Source organism: Oxalobacteraceae bacterium OTU3CAMAD1 (assembly GCA_024123915.1).
Classification (GTDB): Bacteria; Pseudomonadota; Gammaproteobacteria; order Burkholderiales; family Burkholderiaceae_D; genus Rugamonas.
Window position 1 is genome coordinate 4,848,482 of the sequence record CP099650.1, and the last position, 23,639, is coordinate 4,872,120.

General features: G+C 63.3%; 19 protein-coding genes. 11 read left to right on the forward strand and 8 right to left on the reverse strand.

The window, feature by feature from the left end:
* Positions 1–15: 15 nt before the first annotated feature.
* Complete coding sequence (locus tag NHH88_20665) at positions 16–1,278, forward strand: phosphatase PAP2 family protein (protein ID USX12102.1); 1,263 nt, start codon at positions 16–18, stop codon at positions 1,276–1,278.
* Positions 1,275–1,892 (forward strand): CDP-alcohol phosphatidyltransferase family protein, encoded by a 618-nt coding sequence (locus NHH88_20670; protein ID USX12103.1) that lies wholly within the window; start codon positions 1,275–1,277, stop codon positions 1,890–1,892. Before NHH88_20665 ends, NHH88_20670 begins: the two co-directional genes overlap by 4 nt.
* Here the strand turns inward: NHH88_20670 and NHH88_20675 are convergent.
* The 3 genes from NHH88_20675 to NHH88_20685 all read right to left on the reverse strand — a co-directional run bounded on the left by NHH88_20675 (position 1,843) and on the right by NHH88_20685 (position 6,989).
* Positions 1,843–3,636, reverse strand: a complete 1,794-nt coding sequence (locus NHH88_20675) for a bifunctional alpha/beta hydrolase/class I SAM-dependent methyltransferase (protein ID USX12104.1) — start codon at positions 3,634–3,636, stop codon at positions 1,843–1,845. The two genes, NHH88_20670 and NHH88_20675, sit on opposite strands and share 50 nt — an antisense overlap.
* On the reverse strand, positions 3,633–4,532 hold the full coding sequence (locus NHH88_20680) for a phosphatidate cytidylyltransferase (protein USX12105.1): 900 nt from the start codon (positions 4,530–4,532) through the stop codon (positions 3,633–3,635). The genes NHH88_20675 and NHH88_20680 overlap by 4 nt, the downstream gene beginning before the upstream one ends.
* A 201-nt stretch (positions 4,533–4,733) precedes the next feature.
* Entirely contained in the window at positions 4,734–6,989 is a 2,256-nt protein-coding gene (locus NHH88_20685) for a carboxy terminal-processing peptidase (GenBank protein ID USX12106.1), read from the reverse strand.
* Between the two features lie 480 nt (positions 6,990–7,469).
* Here NHH88_20685 and NHH88_20690 point away from each other — a divergent pair, with 480 nt between their 5' ends.
* Positions 7,470–9,497, forward strand: coding sequence for a Cache 3/Cache 2 fusion domain-containing protein (locus NHH88_20690; protein ID USX12107.1), 2,028 nt, complete (start codon positions 7,470–7,472; stop codon positions 9,495–9,497).
* An 82-nt stretch (positions 9,498–9,579) separates the two neighbouring features.
* On the opposite strand, the gene NHH88_20695 is transcribed toward NHH88_20690, so the two are convergent.
* Positions 9,580–10,023 carry a hypothetical protein gene (locus NHH88_20695; protein USX12108.1) on the reverse strand — a complete coding sequence of 148 codons (444 nt, stop codon included), beginning with the start codon at positions 10,021–10,023 and terminating at the stop codon, positions 9,580–9,582.
* 332 nt (positions 10,024–10,355) lie between these two features.
* Here NHH88_20695 and NHH88_20700 point away from each other — a divergent pair, with 332 nt between their 5' ends.
* The 4 genes from NHH88_20700 (at position 10,356) to NHH88_20715 (ending at position 13,890) form a co-directional block, all read left to right on the forward strand.
* Complete coding sequence (locus NHH88_20700) at positions 10,356–12,362, forward strand: TonB-dependent receptor (protein ID USX12109.1); 2,007 nt, start codon at positions 10,356–10,358, stop codon at positions 12,360–12,362.
* 35 nt (positions 12,363–12,397) lie between these two features.
* Entirely contained in the window at positions 12,398–12,757 is a 360-nt protein-coding gene (locus NHH88_20705) for a DUF2946 family protein (GenBank protein USX12110.1), read from the forward strand.
* An 84-nt stretch (positions 12,758–12,841) separates the two neighbouring features.
* Complete coding sequence (locus NHH88_20710; protein ID USX12111.1) at positions 12,842–13,456, forward strand: SCO family protein; 615 nt, start codon at positions 12,842–12,844, stop codon at positions 13,454–13,456.
* A complete protein-coding gene (locus tag NHH88_20715) occupies positions 13,453–13,890 on the forward strand; it encodes a copper chaperone PCu(A)C (GenBank protein ID USX12112.1) in 438 nt (145 codons plus the stop codon). The genes NHH88_20710 and NHH88_20715 overlap by 4 nt, the downstream gene beginning before the upstream one ends.
* Here NHH88_20715 and NHH88_20720 read toward each other — a convergent pair.
* Positions 13,865–14,425, reverse strand: coding sequence for a hypothetical protein (locus tag NHH88_20720; GenBank protein ID USX12113.1), 561 nt, complete (start codon positions 14,423–14,425; stop codon positions 13,865–13,867). The genes NHH88_20715 and NHH88_20720 overlap by 26 nt on opposite strands.
* Positions 14,426–14,740: 315 nt before the next feature.
* Between NHH88_20720 and NHH88_20725 the strand changes: the two genes are divergently transcribed.
* On the forward strand, positions 14,741–16,093 hold the full coding sequence (locus tag NHH88_20725) for an MFS transporter (GenBank protein USX12114.1): 1,353 nt from the start codon (positions 14,741–14,743) through the stop codon (positions 16,091–16,093).
* Positions 16,094–16,306: 213 nt separating this feature from the next.
* On the opposite strand, the gene NHH88_20730 is transcribed toward NHH88_20725, so the two are convergent.
* From NHH88_20730 to NHH88_20740, 3 genes are all read right to left on the reverse strand, one after another.
* Positions 16,307–17,455 (reverse strand): heparan-alpha-glucosaminide N-acetyltransferase domain-containing protein, encoded by a 1,149-nt coding sequence (locus NHH88_20730; GenBank protein ID USX17392.1) that lies wholly within the window; start codon positions 17,453–17,455, stop codon positions 16,307–16,309.
* A gap of 53 nt (positions 17,456–17,508) precedes the next feature.
* Positions 17,509–19,605: a TonB-dependent siderophore receptor gene (locus NHH88_20735; protein ID USX12115.1), complete on the reverse strand. Its 2,097-nt coding sequence runs from the start codon at positions 19,603–19,605 to the stop codon at positions 17,509–17,511.
* Positions 19,606–19,726: 121 nt separating this feature from the next.
* On the reverse strand, positions 19,727–20,251 hold the full coding sequence (locus tag NHH88_20740) for a thymidine kinase (GenBank protein ID USX12116.1): 525 nt from the start codon (positions 20,249–20,251) through the stop codon (positions 19,727–19,729).
* Between the two features lie 288 nt (positions 20,252–20,539).
* On the opposite strand from NHH88_20740, the gene NHH88_20745 reads away from it, so the two are divergent.
* The 3 genes from NHH88_20745 (at position 20,540) to NHH88_20755 (ending at position 23,620) form a co-directional block, all read left to right on the forward strand.
* Positions 20,540–20,914: a DUF4148 domain-containing protein gene (locus NHH88_20745; GenBank protein ID USX12117.1), complete on the forward strand. Its 375-nt coding sequence runs from the start codon at positions 20,540–20,542 to the stop codon at positions 20,912–20,914.
* Positions 20,915–21,080: 166 nt separating this feature from the next.
* A complete protein-coding gene (locus NHH88_20750) occupies positions 21,081–22,448 on the forward strand; it encodes a cystathionine beta-synthase (protein ID USX12118.1) in 1,368 nt (455 codons plus the stop codon).
* Positions 22,445–23,620: a PLP-dependent aspartate aminotransferase family protein gene (locus tag NHH88_20755; protein ID USX12119.1), complete on the forward strand. Its 1,176-nt coding sequence runs from the start codon at positions 22,445–22,447 to the stop codon at positions 23,618–23,620. The genes NHH88_20750 and NHH88_20755 overlap by 4 nt, the downstream gene beginning before the upstream one ends.
* The last annotated feature ends 19 nt before the right edge of the window (positions 23,621–23,639 follow it).

Below are 23,639 nucleotides of genomic sequence, written 5' to 3' on the forward strand. Positions count from 1 at the left end.
AAGGACGCTCCCGCAATGTATCGCCAGCCAGCCCCCGATACGTGCGAGCCCGGTCAGCTGGTCGGCGCCGGCGCGGCCGATCGCGGCGACGTGGCGGCGAGCGAGCGTTGGATACCGCTGGGCCTGAACGCGGCGCTGTTCGGCATCTGCTATCCAGCGACCAACTATCTTGGCCAGCTCCAACACGAACGGTCAGGCGTAGGCGGCGTGGCGATGGCATGGGAAGCGGGCCTGCCCTTTGTGCCGTGGATGGTGCTGCCCTACATGACCTCCGGTCTGCTGTTCGCGCTCAGCTTCCTGCTGGTGCGCGGACGCGGCGAACTCTCCGCGTTGAGCCGCCGCGTGGCCTTCGCCACCATTGTCGCCTGCCTGATCTTCGCCGCCTTTCCGTTGCGCTTCCAGCTGACTCGACCGGTGGTGGACGCCGCCCTGCCCGCCTGGCTGTTCGCGCAATTGTCGCTCGTGGACCGGCCATACAACCAATTGCCGTCGCTGCACGTGGCGTACTGCATCATCTTCTGCCCGGCCCTGCGCACCGTCGTCCGCGCCGCATGGCAGCGCGCCGCACTGGCCGGCTGGCTAGTGCTGGTGGCCGTCAGCACCGTGTTCAGCTATCAGCACCATGTGCTCGATGTGGCCGGCGGCGCGCTGCTGGGCGTGCTGGCGGTCAGCCTGCTGCCGGTGCCCGCCGCCCGGGCGGAAATTCGCAAGCCCGTCAGCTTCGTCTACGCGGTGCTCGCGGCCCTGTCGCTGCTGGCCTGGCTCGTGCTGAGCGGTCCGTGGTGGTTGTACCTGTGCGCCAGCCTGCTGCTGGTGGCGCGCGCCTACCACACCCGCTCGGCCGATTTCCTGCGCAAGCGCGACGGCCGCTATCCGCTGTGGATCTGGCTGCTGTACGCGCCCTATCTCGCCGGCTACCTGCTGACCTGGCAACTGGTACGGCTGCGCGAACGCCGCCGCCCGCCATTCGTCCACCATGGCGGCCCGTTGTGGGTGGGCCGACGTCTGAGTAACGCCGAAGCCGCGCGGTTACCGGCGGACTGCGTCGTCATCGACCTTGCCAACGAGCTGAACGAAACACCGGCGTTGCGCCAGCACATCTACCGCCACTTCCCGCTGCTGGACCTGGACACGCCGACGATGCAATCTGCCAGGCACATCGTCGAGGCCATCGCCGTGCACGCGCGCGAAGGCCGCCCCATCTATTTGCACTGCGCGATGGGCTACCGGCGCAGCCGCGAAGTCGCCCAACTTTATCAGGAGTACAGCCAGCAATGAGTTTTTCGATCTACCAGTTGAAGCCACAATTCCAGCGCCTGCTGCAACCACTGATGCGCGCGCTGGTGCGCTGGCGCGTCTCGCCCAACCAGATCACCGTGGCAACGATGCTGTTGTCGATCGCCTACGGCGCGGCGCTGGCCTTGCAACCGCATTGCGCCGGGCTGTGGCTGGGATTGCCCGCCTTCCTGCTGCTGCGCATGGCGCTGAACGCCATCGACGGCATGCTGGCCAACGCCACCGGCCAAAAGACCCGCCTCGGCACCTTGCTCAACGAGCTATGCGACCAGGTGTCGGACGTGGCGCTGTACCTGCCGTTCATGCTGGCGGCCGGCGTGGCGCCGGCGGTGGTGCTGCTGGCGGTGATCGGCGGCCTGCTCGCCGAGTTTGCCGGCGTGATCGCACTCGCCGTCGGCGCCGCCCGCCGCTTCGACGGCCCGATGGGCAAGAGCGACCGCGCCTTCTGGTTCGGCCTGCTCGGGCTGTTGATCGGATTCGACAGCGCCGCGCCGCTGCTGCACGCGGTGCCGTCGCTGGTGGCGGTGTTGTCGGTGTGGACCGTGGTTAACCGGCTGAAACAAGCGCTGCGGGCTTCCGCGCCAGCGACACCGTAAAGATTCCCTCCAGCCCGATGCTGGTGGCGAGTTTTTGGCAACCGGCGGCGGCCACCAGCCCGTCCATCTCCGCCTGTGGGCGCGGCCGCATCTGCCACGGCGTGCCGCGATGGCTGGTCAAGGTCAGCGCGATCATGTCCAGCTGCGGATGCCAGGGCTGGCCGGTGTAGATCAGATAGCCGCCATCGCGCAGCACACTGAAGACGCCCTGCAACGAGGCCGACACCGGCGCATTCTCGCTGAACAGTTCATACAAGCCGGAAACCACCACGATATCGTATTGCCCCTCGGCGACCTTGTAGCTGTCGGGACTGAAGGCGTCGCGCAGTTGGTACTCAACCCTGGCGTTCAATTGCAACTGCTCCGCCAGCGCGCGCGCCTGGTCGAGGTTGTGCTGGGTGAAGTCGCGTAAAGTGACTTCGATGTTCTTGTCCTGGAAACGCTTCACGCTCTCCAGCACGTAACGGCCCGAACCGGCGGCGACGTCGAGGATGCGCAACGGCGCGGCGCCCTGATGGGCGGCGATGCGCTCCTCCAGCATTCGCTGCAACTGGCGCTTGCGCTGGCGGATGCCGCGCCACCCGACCGCGTCAAGGTAACCCCGGTCCATGATCTTGCCGAACACGAAGCGGCCGCCCTCCTGGTTACGGTAGACGTAGTCGAGCGAGGCGCCGGAATCGAAGCCGTGCCGCAAACCGATCTTCATGCCGTCGCTGACCGGCCCCATCATTCCGAGCATGACGCGTTGCAGTCCGAACCAGGCCTTGGTCAGTGCGCCGCAGCTTTGGCCGGCCTTCAGCGCGGCGTAGCGGCGCGCGCTGTGGCTGTCGCGGTCGGCGGTCAGATAGTACGACCCGGGGGTGGGCGCGCGGGCGAAACAGGCGTCGACGAAGCGGCGGCTCTCGTCCAGCGCCACCGTGGTGTCCTGCTCGTAGAACAAGGCATGGAAGGCTTCCGGCAGGCGCACGTAGCGTTTCAGCGGCGAGCTCAGACGCTCGTAGAAGTTTTGCTGCGGCCCCTCCTTCACGACGAAGTCCTTGCCGGCGGCCAGCATCAGGATGGGCGTATCGATGGCGGCGGCGTCCTCGACGATGCGTTTGGCCGTGTCCGCCAGGCCGAGCAGCACGCAGGCCGAGATGGCCTTGGCGATCAGCGGATCGGCGCCATAGGCGGCCGCCTCTTGCGGCGAGTGCGTCAGCATGCCGGGCCGGATATAGCTGGTGACGAACAGTTCCGGCTTGAAGCGGCGCGCGAAGCGCAGCGCCGGCTTGGCCAATGGCACATACAGTTTGATCTCGAATGCGGCCGCCGCCATGATGACGCCCCGCACGCGTGGCGCGTAGTCGTGCAGCCAGGTCGCCGCGATCACCGCGCCGACGCTGTTGGCCACAACAAGAATATTCTCGATGGCGATGCCATACGTGGCGACGATATGGCGGATAAAGCCGTCGAAGTCGCCAACCAACGTCTCGAAGCTGGGCGCGTCGCCCCGCTCGCCCGGCGAATACCCATGGCCGCGCGCATCCCAGGCGAACGCCCAGTCCTGCGTAAAGCCGAACTGTTCCACCAGCGGCTGGATGCGGCCGGAGTGCTCGTGGCCGCGATGCAGAAAGACCAGCGCCCGCTGCGGCCCATCCTGGCGCGGGGTCGCCGGTCGCCATGTCCGGTAAAACAGACGGGTGCCGTCGTCGCAGGCGAAGCCGGATTCGCTGGTGTTCCATGCCAATGAGCGTTCAGCTTTCATGGGGTGCTTTCGTTGAGGTGGGTGATCAGGAAATACAGCAAGGGCGCGGTGACGACGAGGCTGTCCACGCGGTCGAGAATGCCGCCGTGTCCCGGAATCAGTTGTGAAAAATCCTTGACGCCGTAGGCGCGCTTGGCGGCGGAGAACATCATGTCGCCGCAAAAACCGCCGACCGACAGCAGCACGGCGTACAGCGCCAGATGGCGCGCGTCGGCCAGATGCAGATAGCGTCCCAGCAGCAGGGACAGCAGCAAGCTGACGGCCACGCCGCCCGCCAGGCCCTGCCACGTCTTGTTGGGGCTGATGCCGGGCGCGATGCGATGACGCCCGAACACCGTGCCGCTGATGAACTGGGCAACGTCGTTCAGCGCGGTCAGCGCGTAAAGATAGAACAGCCACGCCAGGCGCTGGTGCGCATCCAGCGGCAAGCTGTCGTAGCGGATCAGGAAGCTGCAGCTGTAGCACAAGGTCAGCCACAGCAGCCAAGCCAGCATCGACGGAGCGCGGTGGCGCCAATACAGCAGCAACTGGACCGCCAGCACGGCCGGCATCAACACGTCGAAGGCTTGCGGTCGCAGATAGGTCGATATGATCACGGCGGCCAGCACGATGGCCGCCAGCGATACAAAGCGCGGCCCGCCGAACGGCATCAGCTCGCGCAGGGCCAGCACGCCGATGCCCAGCACCAGCAAGACGGCGCCGGCCGGATGCAGCAGCAGGCTGACGGTGAGCACGGGAAAGATCAACCACCAGGAGTTGACTTGCAGCCGCAATTGGCTTTGCGGCCTGGCGCGCAAGGTCCAGCCGACGCTGAGCGAAGCCATTCCAAGCAGCAGGTAAAGCATCGCCAGCGAAGTAAGAATCTCCGTGCCGAGCGAGGCCATAATAAATTGCATAAAAACCTCAGTTAATGAGTTTGCAATTATATGCCTAAAAAAAAGCCCGCTACGAGAGCGGGCTAAATCTATTTCCTTGGAGGAGAATAGAGGAGACAGAAGAATGATGCCTTAGGGTCCAATATATATCCAATTTATCTTCATAATGGTGGATATTCACCAAAGGCATAACATGTATCTCTGCGGCAATACGCTGCCGGATTACTTCGGATCCGCAGCGTAAGGCAACACGCGCGATGCCATGCGCGTATCGGTCTTGAGCAAGCCCACCTCGTCCGCCAGGATGTGTACCGCTTCGTTCAGCAGTACATCCTTGGCCGCCTTGGCGGCTTTTTCCGCTTCCAGCTCGGCCGCCAGCGAACGTTCGGCGCCTTGCAGGCCGTCGTCGCTGCGCAGCGCGCCGCGCACGCCCGCCACCTTCGGCACCGGCGCCGTCTTGCCGCTGGCAGGCTTGGCCGAAATCGCCTTGTTCAGCGCGTCCTTCGGATCGGGCACCAGGATCGGATCATCGGCGCCCGGCGTGTTGGACAGCAGACGGGCCTCGCGCAGCTTGGCGCGCGCCTCTTGCTGCTCGCGCTCCTTGCGGCGCACGGTTTCATTCAGCGAGATCGAGTTTTCCTTGCGCTGCTTCTTGACCAGGGCGATATCCTCGGCCAGGTACTGGAAGTCCTTGTCCTTGGCGACGCGGGCGTCATGGCGTTTGTCCAGCATCGGCACGATTTCCTTCAGCTCGCCGGCCGGAATGTAGATCGCCGGCTTGATCGAGGTCCACGGCAAAGCGTTGTCGTAGCTCGATTCGCCGAAGGAATCGGCGTCCGACATCGTCGGCAGCTTGATGTCCGGCGTGACGCCGCGCAGCTGCGTGGTGCCGCCGTTGATGCGGAAGAACTGCGCCACGGTGAACTTCAGCTCGCCGTACTTGACCTTCTCGCTCTGCGAGAAACGGTCCAGGCCGAACAGGGTTTGCACGGTGCCCTTGCCGAAGCTTGGCTCGCCGATGATGATGCCGCGGCCGTAATCCTGGATCGCCGCCGCGAAAATCTCCGACGCCGAGGCCGAGCCGCGATTGATCAGCACGCCCATCGGGCCGTCCCACGCCATGCCGGCGTTGGTGTCGCTTTCCACTTCGACCTTGTTGTCGGCGGTGCGCTGCTGCACCACCGGCCCCTTGTCGATGAACAGGCCGGTCAGTTCGACCGCCTCGTTGAGCGAACCGCCGCCGTTGTTGCGCAGGTCGATCAGCACGTTGTCGACCTTATCCTTCTTCAACTCGGCCAGCAGGCGGGCGACGTCGCGCGTGGCGCTCTTGAAGTCCTTCTCGTTCTTGCGGCGCGCTTCGAAGTCCTGGTAGAACGTCGGCAGCGCGATGACGCCGACGCGGCGCTTGGTGTTGCCGTCCTTGACCTCGTAGATGGTCTTCTTGGCCGACTGCTCTTCCATGCTGATCTTCTGGCGCACCAGCGAGACGAAGGAATGCTTGCCGTCCGGGCCGGCGTCGGCCGGGATGATCTCCAGCTTGACGGTCGAATCCTTGGGCCCGCGAATGAGCGCGACGACATCGTCCAGGCGCCAGCCCATGACCTCGGTCAGCGGGGTTTTCTCGTCCTTGGCGACGGCGACGATCTTGTCGCCGACCTTGATCTTGCCCGACAGGCCGGCCGGGCTGCCCGGCACCACCTCGCGCACGACGGTATAGTCGTCGCGGCTTTGCAGCACGCAACCGATGCCCTCGAGCGACAGGCGCATGGCGATGTCGAAGTTCTCGGCCGCGCGCGGGCCCAGGTAATTGGTGTGCGGCTCGATCGACATCGCGTAGGCGTTCATGAAGATCTGGAACACGTCCTCGTTGGTCGGCTTGCGCGACGGGATCAGGTAGTTCTCGTAGCGCTTGTCGAGCGTCTCGCGGATGCTCTTGTCATCCTTGCCGGCCAGTTTCAGGCGCAGCCACTCGTTCTTGACGCGCTTGCGCCACAGGTCCTTGACCTCGGCCTCGCTCTTGGTCCATTCGGCCTTTTCGCGGTCGTATTGGTAACTCTCGTCGGAGTTGAATTCGAACTTGGCGGTCTTGACCAGCTCGCGTGCATAGGCGATGCGCTCGTTCAGGCGCTGCTGGTACAGGTTGAAGATGGCGAACGGCACGCTCAGGTTCTCGCCGTTGATGGCGTCGTCGAGACGGGTGCGCACGATGGCGTACTGGTCGACGTCGGCCTGCGTGAAGAACAGCTTTTCGGAGTCGAGCGACTTGAAGTAGCGGTCGAAGATCTTTTCGGACATCGCATCGTCGAGCGGCACGGCCTTGTAATGTAACTTGCCCAGCACCCGGGACGCCCAAACGGCCGCCTGGGTTTGGCCCGCCTGGGGCTTGAGTGGGGTATCTGCCGCTTTTTCCGGCACGGCTGCGCCGGCCTGGACTGACAGGGCCGACATCATGGCCACCAACAGCATTTGCTTCTTCATCGGCTTTACTCCGGAACGTAATAACTCATTTATCGGTAACGCAATTCGGTCATGCGGTCATGCGGAGGTGATAAACCGCACAATTTTATTCTACAGGATAGCAGCCGCGCCACGGCATCGTGAAGCCAGAGTTTCCCTGTACAAGCTTAAGAGTAACTGAAAATCGTTTTCTGTCCAGCCACTGAAGGGAAATCCACAACGTCCGCCCTTCCCGGATCTCAAAATATTCTATTTAAGTTACTGTTTTCAAAAAGAAAAACACCGAAGATTCCTTAAAAACATATTGCTTTGCAGCAAAATTATGCTATCATCCTGTCCAGTACAGTTAATTCCACGGCCTGCCAGGCAATGATTCGGCAGTGCCCGCACGCCTCCACTGGTGAGGCGCTTGAGTTTCGTAGCCGCCTTACCCAGTCGCTCCCCAGGAGCGCGCTCGTCTACGAGCATTCCAATAGCAAGACTTTTTCTCTAAAGAGATCCATGAGCACATTTACTATGAATACCCGTAACTGGGGTGTTGGCACAAAGATTACCGTTTTCACGTTCGCGCTGATCAGCGTGATCCTCGCAATCCTGCTGACCCTGATTAATCTGAGCACCTCCTCCATGCTCAAGGAACGCGCCAAGTCCAACGTCGCCAACTCCCTCAACGGCATCAGCAACACCGTCGAGGTGTTCAACAACGCCATGACCAACGAGGCGTCGAGCTTCGCGCGCCTGTTCGCCGCGGGCTTCGGCGCCGGCAAGTTCACGCTCGATCCGGCCGCCAAGGTCGAGATCGCCGGCAAGCCGACACCGACCCTGGCCCACGACGGCAAGGCGCTCAACATGGACTTCAGCATCCCCGACAAGTTCACCAGCGACACCGGCGTCATCGCCACTATCTTCGCCGCCGATGGCGAAGAGTTCGTGCGCGTGAGCACCTCGCTGAAGAAGGAAAACGGCGACCGCGCCGTCGGCACCCAGCTCGACCACGCCCACCTGAGCTACGCCCCCCTGCGCGCCGGCAACAGCTACATCGGCCTGGCCACCCTGTTCGGCAAGCAGTACATTACCCAGTACGACCCGATCAAGGACGACGGCGGCAAGGTCATCGGCGTGCTGTTCATCGGTCTCGACATCTCCAAGAACATGACGATGCTCAAGGAAAAAATCAAGGCCATCACCATCGGCGATACCGGCTATATCTACGTGCTGAACGCGGCGCCGGGCAAGGACCAGGGCAAGATGCTGATCCACCGCTCGCGCGAAGGCGAAAACCTGTTCGAGCGCAAGAGCGCCGACGGCCGCCTGTTCATCCAGGAAATGCTCAAGGCCAAGGAAGGCAGCATGCTCTACGACTGGCCGGACGCCGACGGCAAGGAGCCGCGCGAGAAAATGGTCGAATTCAAGACCTTCAAGGATTGGAACTGGCTTATCGTCGGCGGCACCTACACCGAGGAAATCACCCGCGAGGCCGCGACCTTGCGCAACACCTACGCCGCGCTCGGCCTGACCGCGCTGCTGATCTTCGCCGGCGTGCTGTTCCTGCTGGTGCGCGCCGTGGTTTCGCGTCCGCTGGGCCGCGCCGAGGATGCGGCCACCCGCATCGCCCAGGGCGACCTGGACGTGCATCTGGAAATCCACAACAAGGATGAAATCGGCCTGGTGCTGCGCGCCCTGAACGGCATCAGCAGCAACCTGTCGAACGTCGTCGGCCAGGTGCGCACCGGCGCCGAGCAGATCACCACCGCCTCGAGCGAAATCGCCAGCGGCAACCTGGACCTGTCGTCGCGCACCGAGGAACAGGCGTCGAGCCTGGAAGAGACCGCCGCGTCGATGGAGCAGCTCAGCAGCGCCGTCAAGCAAAACGCCGACAACGCCGCCCAGGCCAACCAGATGGCGCTGGCCGCCTCGGGCATCGCCGCCAAGGGTGGCGAGGTCGTCGCGCAAGTGGTCGACACGATGGGTTCGATCAACCAATCGTCGCGCAAGATCGTCGACATCATCTCGGTCATCGACGGCATCGCCTTCCAGACCAACATCCTGGCGCTGAACGCGGCCGTCGAAGCGGCCCGCGCCGGCGAACAAGGCCGCGGCTTCGCGGTCGTCGCCTCCGAGGTGCGCAACCTGGCGCAGCGCTCGGCCACCGCCGCCAAGGAAATCAAGGCGCTGATCGACGACTCCGTCAGCAAGGTCGACATCGGCAGCCGCCAGGTCGAACAGGCCGGCACGACGATGCAGGAAGTGGTCGACAGCGTGCGCCGCGTGACCGACATCATGTCCGAGATCAGCAGCGCCAGCGAAGAGCAGCGCGCCGGCATCGGCCAGGTGCACGAAGCGATCGCCCAGATGGACCAGGTCACGCAGCAGAACGCCGCGCTGGTGGAAGAAGCGGCCGCCGCAGCGCACGCGCTGCAAGACCAGGCGCACGAACTGGAGCAGGTGGTGCGCATCTTCAACCTGGGCAGCCACAAAGCCGCGCCGGCACTCGGCAGCGACAAGCGGGAATATCTGGCGCTGAAGTAATCCAAAGCGTCGCCGCGAAAAGCCGCCATCGTGAAAACGGTGGCGGCTTTTTTCTTGCGCGATCGACTAGCGGCGGCTATCCTTACTTGATTGGGTACAGGCCCGGACGCCCCTTCGCTGGCTTGGGCACATGCTCGAACCTCGCGTCCAACCGTTCAAAACACTGCCTGCTCAGGTTCGAAAAGTCGCCCCTGCTCCGTCGATAGTCTGTAAAGAACGCCACCTTTTCATCCGCAGCGACGAACACAAGCAGCGTGGCGCCCTCATCTTTCCAGACCTCGGAAAACTTTTGGCTGTTCCACTTGAAGCCGAGTGTCTCGTCGGTTGTGGCGTTATCAGTATAGGGGCCGAACATGCAGACTCTTTTCCACGGCCGTGGAAGCGCGCGGTCCAAATCGACCGTGCGCCGATCGGACTCGTCGAAGTCATCGAATATGGCGTTGGCTATCGAGTCATGGCGCGAACAGGCCACGGCTGTCGCCGCCACGAACGCGAAAAAACAAAGCCGTCCTACTTCTTTCAACATAAAAATCCTCGCCAGAGGCAGCCGTCAAAACTGCCGTGCCTGTATTCATTGATAGACACGCAGCATACTAGATTGCAGATATAACAATTCCTCACAATCTCACTCGGGGGATTTTTTCCATCTCTATAGTTCAGATCGTGTCGGAATGTCAGACTTGACCGAATGCGACATTTGTCGCATCCTTGCTATCTTCGTCGCAATCAAGCTTGATCATGCCCCTCAAATCGATTACTCAGCTGGCTCTGTTGAAAGCCTTAACGCGTCGGATGCGATTCGCGCTCCGCATTCTCATTGCGCTACCGACGGCAGCTCACGCCCAGGAAGAATCTCCATTGCCCCCGACAGCGACGGTCACCGTCACAGCCAAAAAAGAAGCGGTCATCAAAAAACTCGACAAGACCGTCTATGACGTGTCGGACATGCCGAGGGCGGCAAATGGCACCACCCAGGATGTTTTGCAATCGACACCCGAGGTATCGGTGTCGGCCGACGGGCAAATTTCGGTCAAAGGCAATGCGCAGGTCACGGTCCTGATCAACGGCAAGCCGACGGCGATGATGTCCGGGTCGGCCGATGAACGGGCGACGGCGCTGCAGACCATGAGCGGCGCCGACGTCGCCAGCGTGGAAGTGATCACCAATCCGTCCGCCGCCTACAACGCCAATGGTGGCGCCATCCTCAATATCGTGTTGAAGCGCAACCGCAAGCCCGGGGCCCGCGCCCAGATACAGGGCAGCGCAGCGGATCACGGCCTGTGGAACGTGGGCGCGTCGGGCGACGTGACCAACAAGAACATCAGCGTGCACGGCAGCCTGGCGCTGCGCCACGACGGCACGGACAAAATCCGCGAATCGACGGTGGACTGGACTAATCCCTTCACCGGCGAGACGCGGCGAACACGGCAGACGTCGGAAGTCTTCGTCCGCCGCACCGTCCAAAGCGCGGGCCTGGGCGTCGACTACGCTCTCAGCGAAACCGACAGCCTGAGCCTGTCGACGAAATATAACGAGCGCCGCTCGCGTCCCGTGTTCGACGTGCTCAACGAGAACCGTAGCGGCGCCGGCGAGACCGTCTATCACCGCATCTCCACCGGCCCCAACGAGCAGTCCGACGGCAGCGCCAGCCTGAACTACAGCCATCAGGACGGCGGCACGGCGCTCAAGGCGATGCTCCAGCACAGCGATACGAAGGGCTTGATCGACAAGTCCTACCGCGACGTGTTCGTTTCACCGGTGCGCCCCACGGACTACAGTCGCGGCGCCACCAGGTTGACGCGCCGCCTGAATCAGGCCACCCTCGACTGGAGCCGCCCGTCGGAGTACGGCAAGCTGGGCATGGGCCTGGATATCCAGGACAAAGTCGACAACATCGACAACTATCAGGCGTCCATCGATGCCGCGACAGGCGCGGAGACACCCGATCCCGCCACCACCAACGGCTATGCCGTGACGTCCACCGTATCGGCCGCTTATCTGACCGACCATATCACGCACGGCAAATGGGAAGCGCTGCTGGGCGGACGGGCGGAGCGGATGGCGCTACGCGTGCGTCCGGCGGGAGGCATCGCGCAAACGCGGCATTGGCAGGCGTTCAACCCCAGCCTCCACCTGCGATATGCCATGAGCGACAAGACCGACCTGACGCTCAGCTACCGCCGCAGCCTGCAGATGCCCGATCCGCGCGATCTCAACCCGTTCACCACCTATGTCGATGCGCAAAACCTGAGCCGTGGCAACCCCGCCCTGAGGCCGCAACAACTGACGTCCTGGGAGATCGGCACCGATACGAGCGCCGCGCAATTCACCACCAGTCTTAACGCCTTCTATCGCACCAGCGGCAATACGGTGACCGATGCGCGCAGTTTCGCCGACAATGTGATCGTCACCTCGAAGCAGAACGGCGGACAGGCCAGCTCTACCGGACTCACCGGCGCAGTCACCTGGACGCCGGACGCCAAGCTGCGGTTGGGCATGGATGGCGGCGCCTATCGCGTGACGCTTCGGACGCCGGACCTCTCCGGTCTCGTGCGCCAAAACGACATCGCCGGCTACATCAACCTGAGGGCGGCGTACAGCGCCGCACAGGACAACCTGTCGCTCGACGCGCATGGCCAGTCGGCGGGCATCTCCCCGCTCGGCCGGTTTGGCGCCACCAGCAGCGTCAATCTGAGCTGGAAGCACGCGATGACCAGCACGCTGAGCCTGACCGTCAACGCCAACGATATTTTCGATGGCGGCAGGCGCACCTATACGACCGACACCAGCACCTTCCGCCAGGCCGGATTCGACCATTTCGTCGCGCGGCGACTCTACGTGGGCCTGGTAAAAAAGATCGAGTGAATGGGCGCCGGCCCGTTTTCACCTATAATTGGCACATGGGTAACCTCTTCAAACACCGGCGCCGCACCAGCCTGATCGTCTGCATTGCGATCTTGCTGAACTTGTTGACGCCGGCGCTCGGCCAAGCGATGTCGACGCTGCTGCGCGATCCGCTGACGCTGGACATTTGCAGCGCCACCCCGGCCAAGCGCACGCAGGACATGCCGGCCGCCGGCATGAAGCATTGCGTGTTTTGCGCGACCCACGCGACGCCGGCCGCGCCGCCGCCATCCATCCCGGTTCTGGTCGCGCTGCTCGACGGCCATGACGTCTATCCATCCCTCGAGTATCTGTCGCCCTCCCCGCTGGCCGCCTGGTCCGGCGCCAAGCCACGCGGCCCGCCGTCGCTGTCCTGACTCTCGCTTGACGCGCACGATATGCCGCCCGCCCCACGTGGGTGCCGAGCGTGCGCACGCCTTTTCATCATCGACAGGATATCCATGCAACGACGATATTTCATTTCCACGCTCGCGGCCATGCTGGTCACGGTCGCGCCAAGCATGGCCGCACCGGCCTTTAACGGCATCGACGTCACCGGCGCCGCCATCGGCCCGGACTACCAGCTGTTTTACGCCGACGGCAAGCCGGCCTCGCTGCGCGACTTCAAAGGCAAATACGTGATGCTGTTCTTCGGCTTCACGCAATGCCCGGACGTCTGCCCGACGGCGCTGTCGCGCGCCGTCGAAATCAAACGCCTGCTGGGCGCCGACGGCAACAAGCTGCAAATCGTCTTCGCCACCGTCGACCCCGAACGCGACACCGGACCGCTGCTGGCCGAATACATGCGCGCCTTCGATCCGACCTTCGTCAGCGTGCGCGGCAACCTCGCGCAGACCGCCAAGGCCGCCGCCGACTTCAAGATCTTTTATCGCAAGGTCCCCAGCGGCAGCTCGTACACGATGGACCACACCGCCATCACCTACGTGTTCGACGCCGACAGCAAGATCCGGCTCGCCTTCAAACATGACCAACCAGCCCAGCAATGCGCGGACGACCTGCGCAAACTGATGGCTCCCGCACGACCAACCAGCTTCCTGAAAGGACTATTCCAATGAAAAAACTGCTCTCCCTGCTGCTGCTCGCAGCCCTCCCCGCCCTGGCCCAGGTGACCGTCGGCGAACCGTGGGTGCGCGCCACCGTCGCCGCGCAAAAAGCCACCGGCGCCTTCATGACCCTGACTTCGACGCAAGGCGCCAAGCTGGTCGGCGCCAGCTCGCCGGCCGCCGGCGTGGTCGAAATGCATGAAATGAAAATGGTCGACGATGTGATGCGCATGCGCGAAGTCACCGCGCTGGAGCTGCCGGCCGGCAAAGCGGTCAAGCTCAGCCCCGGCGGCTACCACCTGATGTTGCTGGATTTGAAGCAACCGCTGAAGGAAGGGGCCACTGTGCCCTTGACCTTGGAGATAGAAAACGCGCAGAAGGTGCGCAGCAAGATCGTGGTGGACGCGCCGGTCAAGCCGCTCAATACGGCAGCCATGCACCACTAGTCAGGCCCGTGACGCCGGCCACCCACCAGCCGGCGCCGACGATCGGCAAATAGGGCCACGACCGCAGCGAGATTTTCCAGTCGACGTGGGACGGCCAAAAGGCCAGGAACTGCGGCGCCACGGCGAACGCCAGCGCCACGTCGATCCACTGGAAATGCAGGCCGTAACGGGTGCGCCACCATGCCACCAGGAACGGCAGCACCACCACCACAAATGGCGCCAGCGCGGACGGCGCCGCGTTGTACCAGCGCACCCGCGTCAGGCGCACCGAACCCAATTCCCAGCCCTGTCCGACCCGGCGCGGTATCACCGTGAACGCCGCCGGGCGGGCGCCGGTCAGCTTGGCGGCGACGAAATGCGCCAGTTCGTGGCAGATGGTGCCGGCCAAGGTGAAGAGGAAAAAGAAGGGATGCCGCGCCGACAAGGCGCGGATCAGCAGCGCCAGCAGCAGGGACGGCACCAGGTAGATCAGAAGATCGCGATGGTGGCACAGCCAGGCCGGCGCAAGTACATTACATTCAAACAGGCTGCTCATGCGGCATCGTCGCACGGTGGCTATGCCACGTCAATTCCGATCCCGCCCGGGGCCGGACTAGCTGCGCACCCCACCCTTCCCGCTCAACACCGCCGCGCCGGACAGGTTGACCTTCAATAAACGCTTCGCTTCACTCACATACGTCATCGTACAACTAAAATCAACAATGGAAAACGTTTAACTACTTGATTTATTTGAATTTAGTTGCTCGCGCTACAGTAACGTGTAACCGCTATACATATTTGAGATATCCGGTTGTATGATGTCTGATATCTGCGCTATTATCTGCGCACACAACATCAGCAAGGAGATCGCATGACGACGCAGCAAGCACCAGCCACGCGGGTACGATGGCTCATTCTGGCCATTCTGTTCGCAGTCACCACCATCAATTACGCCGACCGCGCCACCATCGCCATCGCCGGCCCAGAGCTGAAAAAGCTGCTGGGCCTGTCGCCGGTGCAGATGGGCTATGTATTTTCGGCCTTTGCCTGGTCCTACGTGCTGGCGCAATTGCCGGGCGGCTGGCTGCTCGACCGCTTCGGCACCAAGATCACCTATTTCTTCAGCATCTTCATGTGGTCGCTGTTCACCATGCTGATGGGAACCGTCGGCTTCCTGACCGGCGCCGCCGCGCTGACCGCGCTGTTCTGCCTGCGATTGGCCGTCGGCGCGTCCGAGGCGCCCTCCTTCCCCGGCAACAGCCGGCTGGCCTCGTCCTGGTTCCCAACCAACGAGCGCGGCACGGCCGCCGCCATCTTCAACTCGGCGCAATACTTCGCCACCGTGCTGTTCGGGCCGTTGATGGGCTGGCTGGTCCACACCCACGGCTGGGAAAGCGTGTTCTACGTCATGGGCGGACTGGGCATCCTGATGTCCTTCCTCTGGCTCAAGATGATCTATGGCCCGAAGGACCATCCGCGCATCAACGCGGCGGAGCTGGCCTATATCAAGGAAGGCGGCGCGCTGATCGATCTGGAAAGCAAGGATAAAGCCGTCGCCACGACCAAGCTGGACACCGGCTCGGCGATCCGCCAGCTGCTGGGCAACCGCATGCTGCTGGGCGTCTACATCGGCCAGTATTGCATCAACACGCTGACCTATTTCTTCCTGACCTGGTTCCCGGTCTACCTGGTGACCGAGCGTCACATGACGATTTTGAAAGCCGGCTTTGTCGCTGCGCTGCCTGCGGTGGCCGGATTCCTCGGCGGCGTGCTGGGCGGCGTGATCTCGGACCGTCTGATCAAGCGCGGCTTCTCGCTGTCGGTGGCGCGCAAGACGCCGATCGTCTGCGGCCTGCTGCTGGCGATGTCGATGATCATCTGCAATTACGTTGAAACCGACTGGCTGGTCATCACCGTGATGTCGCTGGCGTTCTTCGGCAAAGGGATCGGGGCGCTGGGCTGGGCCGTGGTGGCGGACACGTCGCCGAAGGAAGCAGGCGGCCTGAGCGGCGCCTTGTTCAACACCTTCGGCAACACGGCGGGCATCACCACGCCGATCGTGATCGGCTACATCCTGCAGGAAACCGGCTCGTTCGCCGGCGCGCTGGTGTACGTCGGCGCCAACGCCGCCGTCGCCATCCTGTGCTATGTGCTGATGGTGGGCGAGATCAAGCGTTTCGAGTTCAAAACGCCGGTGGTCACCAAGCTGCCGCTGGCCGCCTGATCCGTCGAGGGGACACGTAGGGCGGATTGGCGGGCCAGGCCCGCCAATCCGCCCCGGGGGCCTATCGAAGCGGCGGCCTACCTGGCCGGTAGGCCTTAAGAGGCGGAACGCCGTAATCCGCCATCTATGAGCCGCCGACTGAGCATGCATGGCGGATTACGCTTCGCTAATCCGCCCTACGTGTTATAGATTGTCGAGCCGCGCCGGGGCAAGTTACAGGTACTTAACCCAACCCATGGTCGTGCGGCGCTTGAATTGGCCGAACGCCTTGCACGGCCAGTACATCAGCGGTATCAACGCCGCCGACATCACCCACACCGCCCAATAGTTGTCGAACTCGTAGCGCCCGCCGTAGTTGGCGCCCAACAGCGCCAGCGCCGCTTCCTGCAGGAACAGCAGCGTGAACAGGTGCAGCAGATAGTAGAACATCGGCACCCCGCCAAACACGGCGGCCACGCGCAAAAAGCCGTTGTCGCGCGCTTCCAGCCAGGCCAGTACCAGACAGGCGCCCCCCACCGTGATCAGCAGGAACGCCAGCGACGGCGGATATTTGGTCACGTTCAGGAACGACATCACCGTCCTTACCGCCGTCTCGCCTGGCACCCAGTCGAGCGTCTCGCCGTAGATATTCAGCCCACGCAACACCAGCAGCAACGCCATCGACACGCAACCGGCGATCAGCAGCGTCTTGCGGCGATGCGCCGGCAGCTCCGACCTGGCGTACCACGGGCCGGCCGCATAGCCCAGCAAAATCACGCCGATCCACGGCAGCAGCGGATAACTGATCTTGATCTTCAGCGCGCCTTCCGCCACAAGGTATCCACGGTCATGCAGGATCGTCCAGGGGACGAAGCCCCAGCTACCCGGCTCGAACGAGATCGGCGTCAGCAGGTTATGCCCGAACACGATGATCAACCCCAGCGCCACCAGCACCTTGCGCGGCAGCCGATGCAGCAGCGCCAGCGCGATCATCGATAAGCCGATCGCCCAGATCACCTGCAGGTAAATTGTGGGCGGCGGAAAACGCCCGCTCCAGGAGACATTGATGACGAAGATCTCCAGCGCCACCAGGAACAGGCCGCGCTTGAGCAGGAAGCCGGTGGCCGAACGCGGCCCGCTGGCAGGATGCGCATACAGCCAGGCCGACAACCCGGTAAGGAACACAAAGATCGGCGCGCAGAAGTGCGCGGCGAAACGGCCGAAGAACTGCGCCGGTTCGATCGTCGCGATGTCCATCGGATCGGGCACGGGCCAGCGCAGGAAGAACCGCTCGCGCACGTGATCGAGCATCATCACCATCATCACCAACCCGCGCATCACGTCGATCGACGCCACGCGGGCGCCATGCGCCGGCGCCGCCATGCCATTTACATTCGCATTCACACTCATATCGTTCGCTGAACCCAAACCTGACTTTAAAATTTATACAGCGCCTTCAACGTGACGCGGCGCTCCTCGCCCGCCGCCACCCAGGTCTGCTGGTAGGAGCTCGGGTAGTACGTCTTGTCGAACAAATTGTCGATGTCCAGCGACAGGCGCAACTTGCTGGTCGGCGAATAGGACGATACCAGCTTTGCCGTCGTATAGGATGGCAGTTTGAAAGTGCTGGAGATCGCGACGTCGCCATTGCGCTCGCCGACGTAATTCAGCCCGCCGCCGAGCGACGCGCGCGCCCCGCCGACCGTCAGCTCGCGCACCAGCAGCAGGTTGGCGCTTTGCTTCGGCACATTGGGCAGCGCGCCGCCGACCGTCAATACGTTGTCACGCAGGACCTCCGCGTCCGTGTACGCGTAGGAGAACGATAGCTGCAGCTTGCGCGCCAGCTCCCCCGAGACATCCAGTTCCACGCCCTTGCTCCCCACTTCGCCGGCAGCCAGCGAGAAATTGGTGTCCAGCGGGTTCAAGGTCAGCACGTTTTTCTTCCGGATCGAATACAGCGCCAGGGTGCTGCTCAACTTACCGTCGGCGCTGTCGAACTTGATGCCGGTTTCATAGGCGCGGCTGGTCTCGGCCGGAAACGACTCGTTGTTGATGCCGATGCCGCTGTTCGGCCGGAACGACTTGCCCGCCGACGCATACAGCGAAATCTGCCGGTTCGGCTGATACACCAGGCCCACACGCGGGCTGGTGGCGTCGAGCGTCTGGCGATTCTGCAAGCCGTTGCGGTTGGCGTTGGTGATGGTCTGGCGGTAGGCGTCGCGCCGCACGCCCAGCAACGCCTTCCACTGCGTGGTCAAATCGATTTGATCCTGCGCGTAAAACGCCGTGGACCACTGCTGTTCACGGGTATTGATCGACGGCCCGAGTGTGGTCGGCTGCGCGCCGCCGTACACCGGCTGATAGATGTCGATAGCGTAAGACGCCGCCGCATTGGGATTTCTGCGCAACTGAAGCCGGTCGTCGATAAACCGATAGCCATCGAAGCCAAACAGCACGTTATGCCGCAGGGAGCCGGTGCTCAATTTGCCCAGCAACTCCACGCGGCCCGACCAGTCCTGCGCCGAGAAGTCGCGGAAGCGGCGCTGGCGCCACAAGGTGCGGCCGTCCGCCTGCAGCGCCGAAGCCTCGGTCGAAAAACCCTTCATCGAGCTGCTGCGGTAGGCCAGGCCGCTTTGCAGCGACCAGCCATCCTTGAAGTCGTGCTGCACGAAGACCTGGTGACCGGTCGATTTCACCGTGACCGGGCCATCGGCCGCCTCGCCGAGGAAGCGCGAGTTCGGGATCAGTCCCAGCACGCCCTTGACCGCCACCACGCCGCGATCGAAGTAGGCCTGCTGCTCGAACTGCTCCAGCTCATAGGAGACGGTGGTGTCGTCCGTCACGCGCCAGATCACCGACGGCGAAACCATATGACGCTTGGACGACAGTGTGTCGCGGAAGCTGTCGCCCTTTTCGTAGGCCGCGTTCAAGCGGTAGGCGACCGTTTCGCCCAGGGGCCCGGTCAGGTCGGCGGCGGTGCGGTAGGTGTCATGACTGCCGACCGATTGCTCCAGCGTGTACGACGGCTGGAACAAGGGCTTCTTGGTGGCGATGTTGACGATGCCGCCCGGCTCCCCGCGTCCGTACAACGCGGCCGCCGGGCCTTTCAGGATCTCGATGCTATTGACGTTGGCGCTGTCGCGCAAGCCGTTGTAGCCCCGGCTGGAGCTGAAGCCGTTGACCAGGAAATCGGAGCCGTAGTTAGGGTCGCCGGTGAAGCCGCGCACCGCGTAGCTGTCCCACACGCCGCCAAAATTGTTCTGCCGCGAGATGCCGCTGCCCAGGTCCAGCGCGTCGGCGAAGCGGCTCACGCCGGCGTCGCGCAACATGTCGGCGGTCAGCACGCGCGCGCTTTGCGGCAGGTCCTTCAAGTCCGTCTCGGTCTTGGTGGCGGCGGTCGCCGACAGACTGCGGTAAGGCTGGCGAACGCCGGAGACTTCGACGACCTCCGGTTCGTCGGCGGCGGCCGACGCGAACAGTGGAAAAGCGGCGGCCAGGCATATCGCCAGGCGGGTGTGACGCACCATCAGCATAAAGACTCCAAAAGTAAATTCCAAACGCAATAGACTTGCATTATACATGTCAACGCAATTCACTTGCGTTAAAACACATTGGCGCTACCTGGTGTCTGGACGCCCGGCGGTCAGCGGCGGCTTATTCGGAGTAGAAGCAGCGTCCGCAAGCCTGGCGATAGCTCTCGTTGCCGCCGATGCTGATTTGCTCGCCCTCTTTCATGCGCTTGCCGTTCTGGTCGACGCGGATGTTCATGGTCGCCTTCTTGCCGCAGGTGCAGATGTTCTTGAGTTCCTCGATATCGTCGGCCAGCGCCAGCAGATAGGCCGAACCGGGGAACGGCTCGCCACGGAAATCGGTGCGCAGGCCATAGGTGATCACGGGGATGCCGCGCACCTGCGCCAACTGGTGCAACTGCTGCACCTGCGCCGTCGTCAGGAACTGCGCCTCGTCGATCAGCAGGCAGGCGATCTTTTGGTCGATCCTGGCCAGGAAATCGGTGTCGGCGTCGAATACCTCGGTCTGGCGCTGCGGTCCCAGCCGCGACGTCACCTGTCCCACGCCATAACGGTTGTCGATGGCGGCCGTGAACAGGCGCACCTGCTGGCCCTGCTCTTCATAGTTATGCGCCACTTGCAGCATCGCCGTGGACTTGCCCGCGTTCATCGCAGAGTATCGAAAATAGAGTTTTGCCACTGCCGCCTGCCTTCAAGTTTGTTCCATCTGAAGGGCGGAATTATAAACCTTGGAAACGCCCGATTGGGCAAAGCTATCGCCCCGATAGATATTATTAGCTAGCGATTAGATCGCACACAATTTATTATTCACTCACTGGCAAACAAATGACGAAGCAAGGCAAGTAAAACGTAGTACGCGATCTAATCGATAGCGATGCCAAGCAGTCGAATGCACGCCGCAACAACCACACACACTTTTAATATCAGGAGCCACACCATGAAAAACGCAGCCATCGCCCTCTCCGTCGCCGCCCTGTTCGCGTCCGCCGCCGTGTCGGCCCAGGAAACCAGCCAGCTCACCCGCGCCCAGGTGCTCGCCGAATACCATGCAGTCGTCGCCGCAGGCAATGCGCCCCTTTCCGGCGAGCAGTACACCGGCAACAACGCCGCATACGTCTCGACCAAAACCCGCGCCGACGTCCGCGCCGAACTGCTGGCCGCCCAGCAACGCGGCGAAGTGACCTCCGGCGAGCAGTACCAGAACCAGGTGCCGAGCGCCGCCCCCGAAGGCAAAACCCGCGCCCAGGTGCGTGCCGAACTGGCCGCCTACCGCGAAGCCTACCCGGAGCTGTACAACGCGCCGAGCCTGTAATCGTTGAGCTGCCGCGTCTGCCCGGGAGCAGGCGCGGCGCCGGCATATTTCCTCTTCACACCCCCACTTGGGGTCCGCTTGCGTCGCCGCATATCCGTCCCGCTACAAGACGCACCCATCGACGTAAATAAGCGCATACTTGCCTGAAAAGCAGCAAGGAGACCATATGCGCACCCCCGCACTATTCACTCTGATTGGCAACACGCCACTGGTCGAGATTACCCGTCTCGACACCGGCCCCTGCCAACTGTTCCTCAAACTGGAATCGCAAAACCCCGGCGGCTCGATCAAGGACCGCATCGGCATGTCGATGATCGAGGCGGCGGAGGCCGACGGCCGCCTCAAGCCCGGCGGCACCATCATCGAAGCGACCGCCGGCAACACCGGCCTCGGTCTGGCGCTGGTCGGACGGCTCAAGGGCTACCGCGTGCTGCTGGTCGTGCCGGACAAGATGTCGACCGAAAAAGTGCTGCACCTGAAGGCGCTCGGGGCCGAGGTGCGCACCACCCGCTCCGACGTCGGCAAGGGTCATCCCGAGTACTACCAGGACTTCGCCGCGCGCCTGGCCGCCGAAACACCGGGCGCCTGGTTCGCCGACCAGTTCAACAACCCGGCCAATCCGCTGGCGCACGAAACCACCACCGGGCCGGAAATCTGGGAGCAGACCGGCCATGACGTCGACGCCATCGTCGTCGGCGTCGGCTCCTCCGGCACCTTGACGGGACTGACGCGCTACTTCCGCCGCGTCGCCCCGCATGTGGAATTTGTGCTGGCCGACCCGCAAGGCTCGATCCTGACCGAATACATCGAAACCGGCCGCGTGTCCGACACCAGCGGATCGTGGGCGGTAGAAGGCATCGGCGAGGACTTCATCCCCGCCATCGCCGACATGACCGGCGTGCGCAAGGCCTACACCATCACCGACCAGCAAAGCTTCGACAGCGCCCGCACCCTGCTGCGCGAGGAAGGCATACCGGGCGGCTCGTCGACCGGCACCCTGCTGGCCGCCGCCCTCCAATACTGCCGCGAGCAGACCACACCCAAACGGGTGGTCAGCTTCGTCTGCGACACCGGCACCCGCTACCTGTCCAAGGTCTACAACGACGGCTGGATGCAGGACCAGGGCCTGCTCCGGCGCCCGCAGGAGCGCGACCTGCGCGACCTGATCGGCCGCCGCTACGACGCCGGCCAGGTGGTCAGCGTGTCGCCGGAAGACTCGCTGCTGATCGCCTTCAACCGCATGCGCGCCGCCGACCTGGCGCAGCTGCCGGTGATCTCCGCCGGCCGGCTGGTGGGCATCATCGACGAATCGGACCTGCTGCTGACGGTCGATACGCAACCGGAGCGCTTCGCCAACCCGGTCGGCGCGACGATGACGCGCCGCCTCGAAACGCTGCATCCATCGGCCGACCTGCACGCGCTGCGCGCGGTGCTCGATCGCGGCCTGACGGCGGTGGTGGCCGACGGCGACATCTTCTACGGCCTGATCACCCGCTTCGACCTGCTCAACCATCTCCGAAGGACACTATCTTGAACAAAAAAGCCGCCCAAGCCCTGTCGACGCGCGTGATCCACGCCGGCCAGTCGCCCGATCCGTCGACCGGCGCCATCATGCCGCCGATTTACGCCACCTCCACCTACGTGCAGGAAAGCCCCGGCGTGCACAAGGGCCTGGACTACGGCCGCTCGCACAATCCCACGCGCTGGGCGCTGGAGCGCTGCGTCGCCGACCTGGAAAGCGGCGCCCAGGCCTTCGCGTTCGCCTCCGGCCTGGCGGCGATATCGACGGTGCTGGAGCTGGCCGACGCCGGCTCCCACATCATCGCCGGCGACGACATGTACGGCGGCACTTACCGCCTGTTCGAGCGGGTGCGCCGCCGCAGCGCCGGCCACGATTTCACCTACGTCGACCTGACCAATCCGGAAAACCTGCTGGCCGCGATCAAGCCGGAAACCAAAATGGTCTGGGTCGAGACGCCGACCAATCCGATGCTCAAGCTGGCCGACCTGAAAGCCATCGCCGCCATCTGCCGCGAGCGCGGCATCATCGCCGTGGCCGACAACACCTTCGCCAGTCCGCTGGTGCAACGCCCGCTGGAACACGGCTTCGACATCGTCGTGCATTCGGCCACCAAGTACCTGAACGGCCACTCGGACGTCATCGGCGGCATCGCCATCGTCGGCGCCGAGGCGCACCAGCAGGCGTGGTGCGAACAATTGGGATTCCTGCAAAACTCGGTCGGCGCCATCGCGGGCCCCTTCGACAGCTTCCTGACGCTGCGTGGCGTCAAAACGCTGGCGATCCGCATGGAGCGCCACTGCCGCAGCGCGCTGGAACTGGCGCGCTGGATGGAACAGCAGCCGGAAATCCGCCGCGTCTATTATCCCGGCCTCGAATCGCACGCGCAGCACGCGCTGGCCAAGCGCCAGATGGAGGGTTTTGGCGGCATCATCTCGATCGAATTGAACACGGATATGGCCGGCGCCCGCCGGTTCCTGGAGCATTGTCAGGTGTTCGCCCTGGCCGAAAGCCTGGGCGGCGTCGAGAGCCTCATCGAGCATCCGGCGCTGATGACCCATGCCACCATCCCGCCGGCGCAGCGCGCGGTGTTGGGAATTGGCGACGGCCTGATACGGCTGTCGGTGGGAATCGAAGATATAGAGGATTTAAGGGCCGATATTCGCGGTTCGCTCGACGCGATTTAGGTGCTAGTATCCGCAACGT

Bases quoted from the DNA above. Each gene is read 5' to 3' on its own strand.
- NHH88_20665 (USX12102.1), top strand. From the start codon at position 16: ATGTATCGCCAGCCAGCCCCCGATACGTGCGAGCCCGGTCAGCTGGTC.
- NHH88_20670 (USX12103.1), top strand. From the start codon at position 1,275: ATGAGTTTTTCGATCTACCAGTTGAAGCCACAATTCCAGCGCCTGCTG.
- NHH88_20675 (USX12104.1), bottom strand. From the start codon at position 3,636: ATGAAAGCTGAACGCTCATTGGCATGGAACACCAGCGAATCCGGCTTC.
- NHH88_20680 (USX12105.1), bottom strand. From the start codon at position 4,532: ATGCAATTTATTATGGCCTCGCTCGGCACGGAGATTCTTACTTCGCTG.
- NHH88_20685 (USX12106.1), bottom strand. From the start codon at position 6,989: ATGAAGAAGCAAATGCTGTTGGTGGCCATGATGTCGGCCCTGTCAGTC.
- NHH88_20690 (USX12107.1), top strand. From the start codon at position 7,470: ATGAGCACATTTACTATGAATACCCGTAACTGGGGTGTTGGCACAAAG.
- NHH88_20695 (USX12108.1), bottom strand. From the start codon at position 10,023: ATGTTGAAAGAAGTAGGACGGCTTTGTTTTTTCGCGTTCGTGGCGGCG.
- NHH88_20705 (USX12110.1), top strand. From the start codon at position 12,398: ATGGGTAACCTCTTCAAACACCGGCGCCGCACCAGCCTGATCGTCTGC.
- NHH88_20710 (USX12111.1), top strand. From the start codon at position 12,842: ATGCAACGACGATATTTCATTTCCACGCTCGCGGCCATGCTGGTCACG.
- NHH88_20715 (USX12112.1), top strand. From the start codon at position 13,453: ATGAAAAAACTGCTCTCCCTGCTGCTGCTCGCAGCCCTCCCCGCCCTG.
- NHH88_20720 (USX12113.1), bottom strand. From the start codon at position 14,425: ATGAGCAGCCTGTTTGAATGTAATGTACTTGCGCCGGCCTGGCTGTGC.
- NHH88_20725 (USX12114.1), top strand. From the start codon at position 14,741: ATGACGACGCAGCAAGCACCAGCCACGCGGGTACGATGGCTCATTCTG.
- NHH88_20730 (USX17392.1), bottom strand. From the start codon at position 17,455: ATGGCGGCGCCGGCGCATGGCGCCCGCGTGGCGTCGATCGACGTGATG.
- NHH88_20735 (USX12115.1), bottom strand. From the start codon at position 19,605: ATGCTGATGGTGCGTCACACCCGCCTGGCGATATGCCTGGCCGCCGCT.
- NHH88_20740 (USX12116.1), bottom strand. From the start codon at position 20,251: ATGAACGCGGGCAAGTCCACGGCGATGCTGCAAGTGGCGCATAACTAT.
- NHH88_20745 (USX12117.1), top strand. From the start codon at position 20,540: ATGAAAAACGCAGCCATCGCCCTCTCCGTCGCCGCCCTGTTCGCGTCC.
- NHH88_20750 (USX12118.1), top strand. From the start codon at position 21,081: ATGCGCACCCCCGCACTATTCACTCTGATTGGCAACACGCCACTGGTC.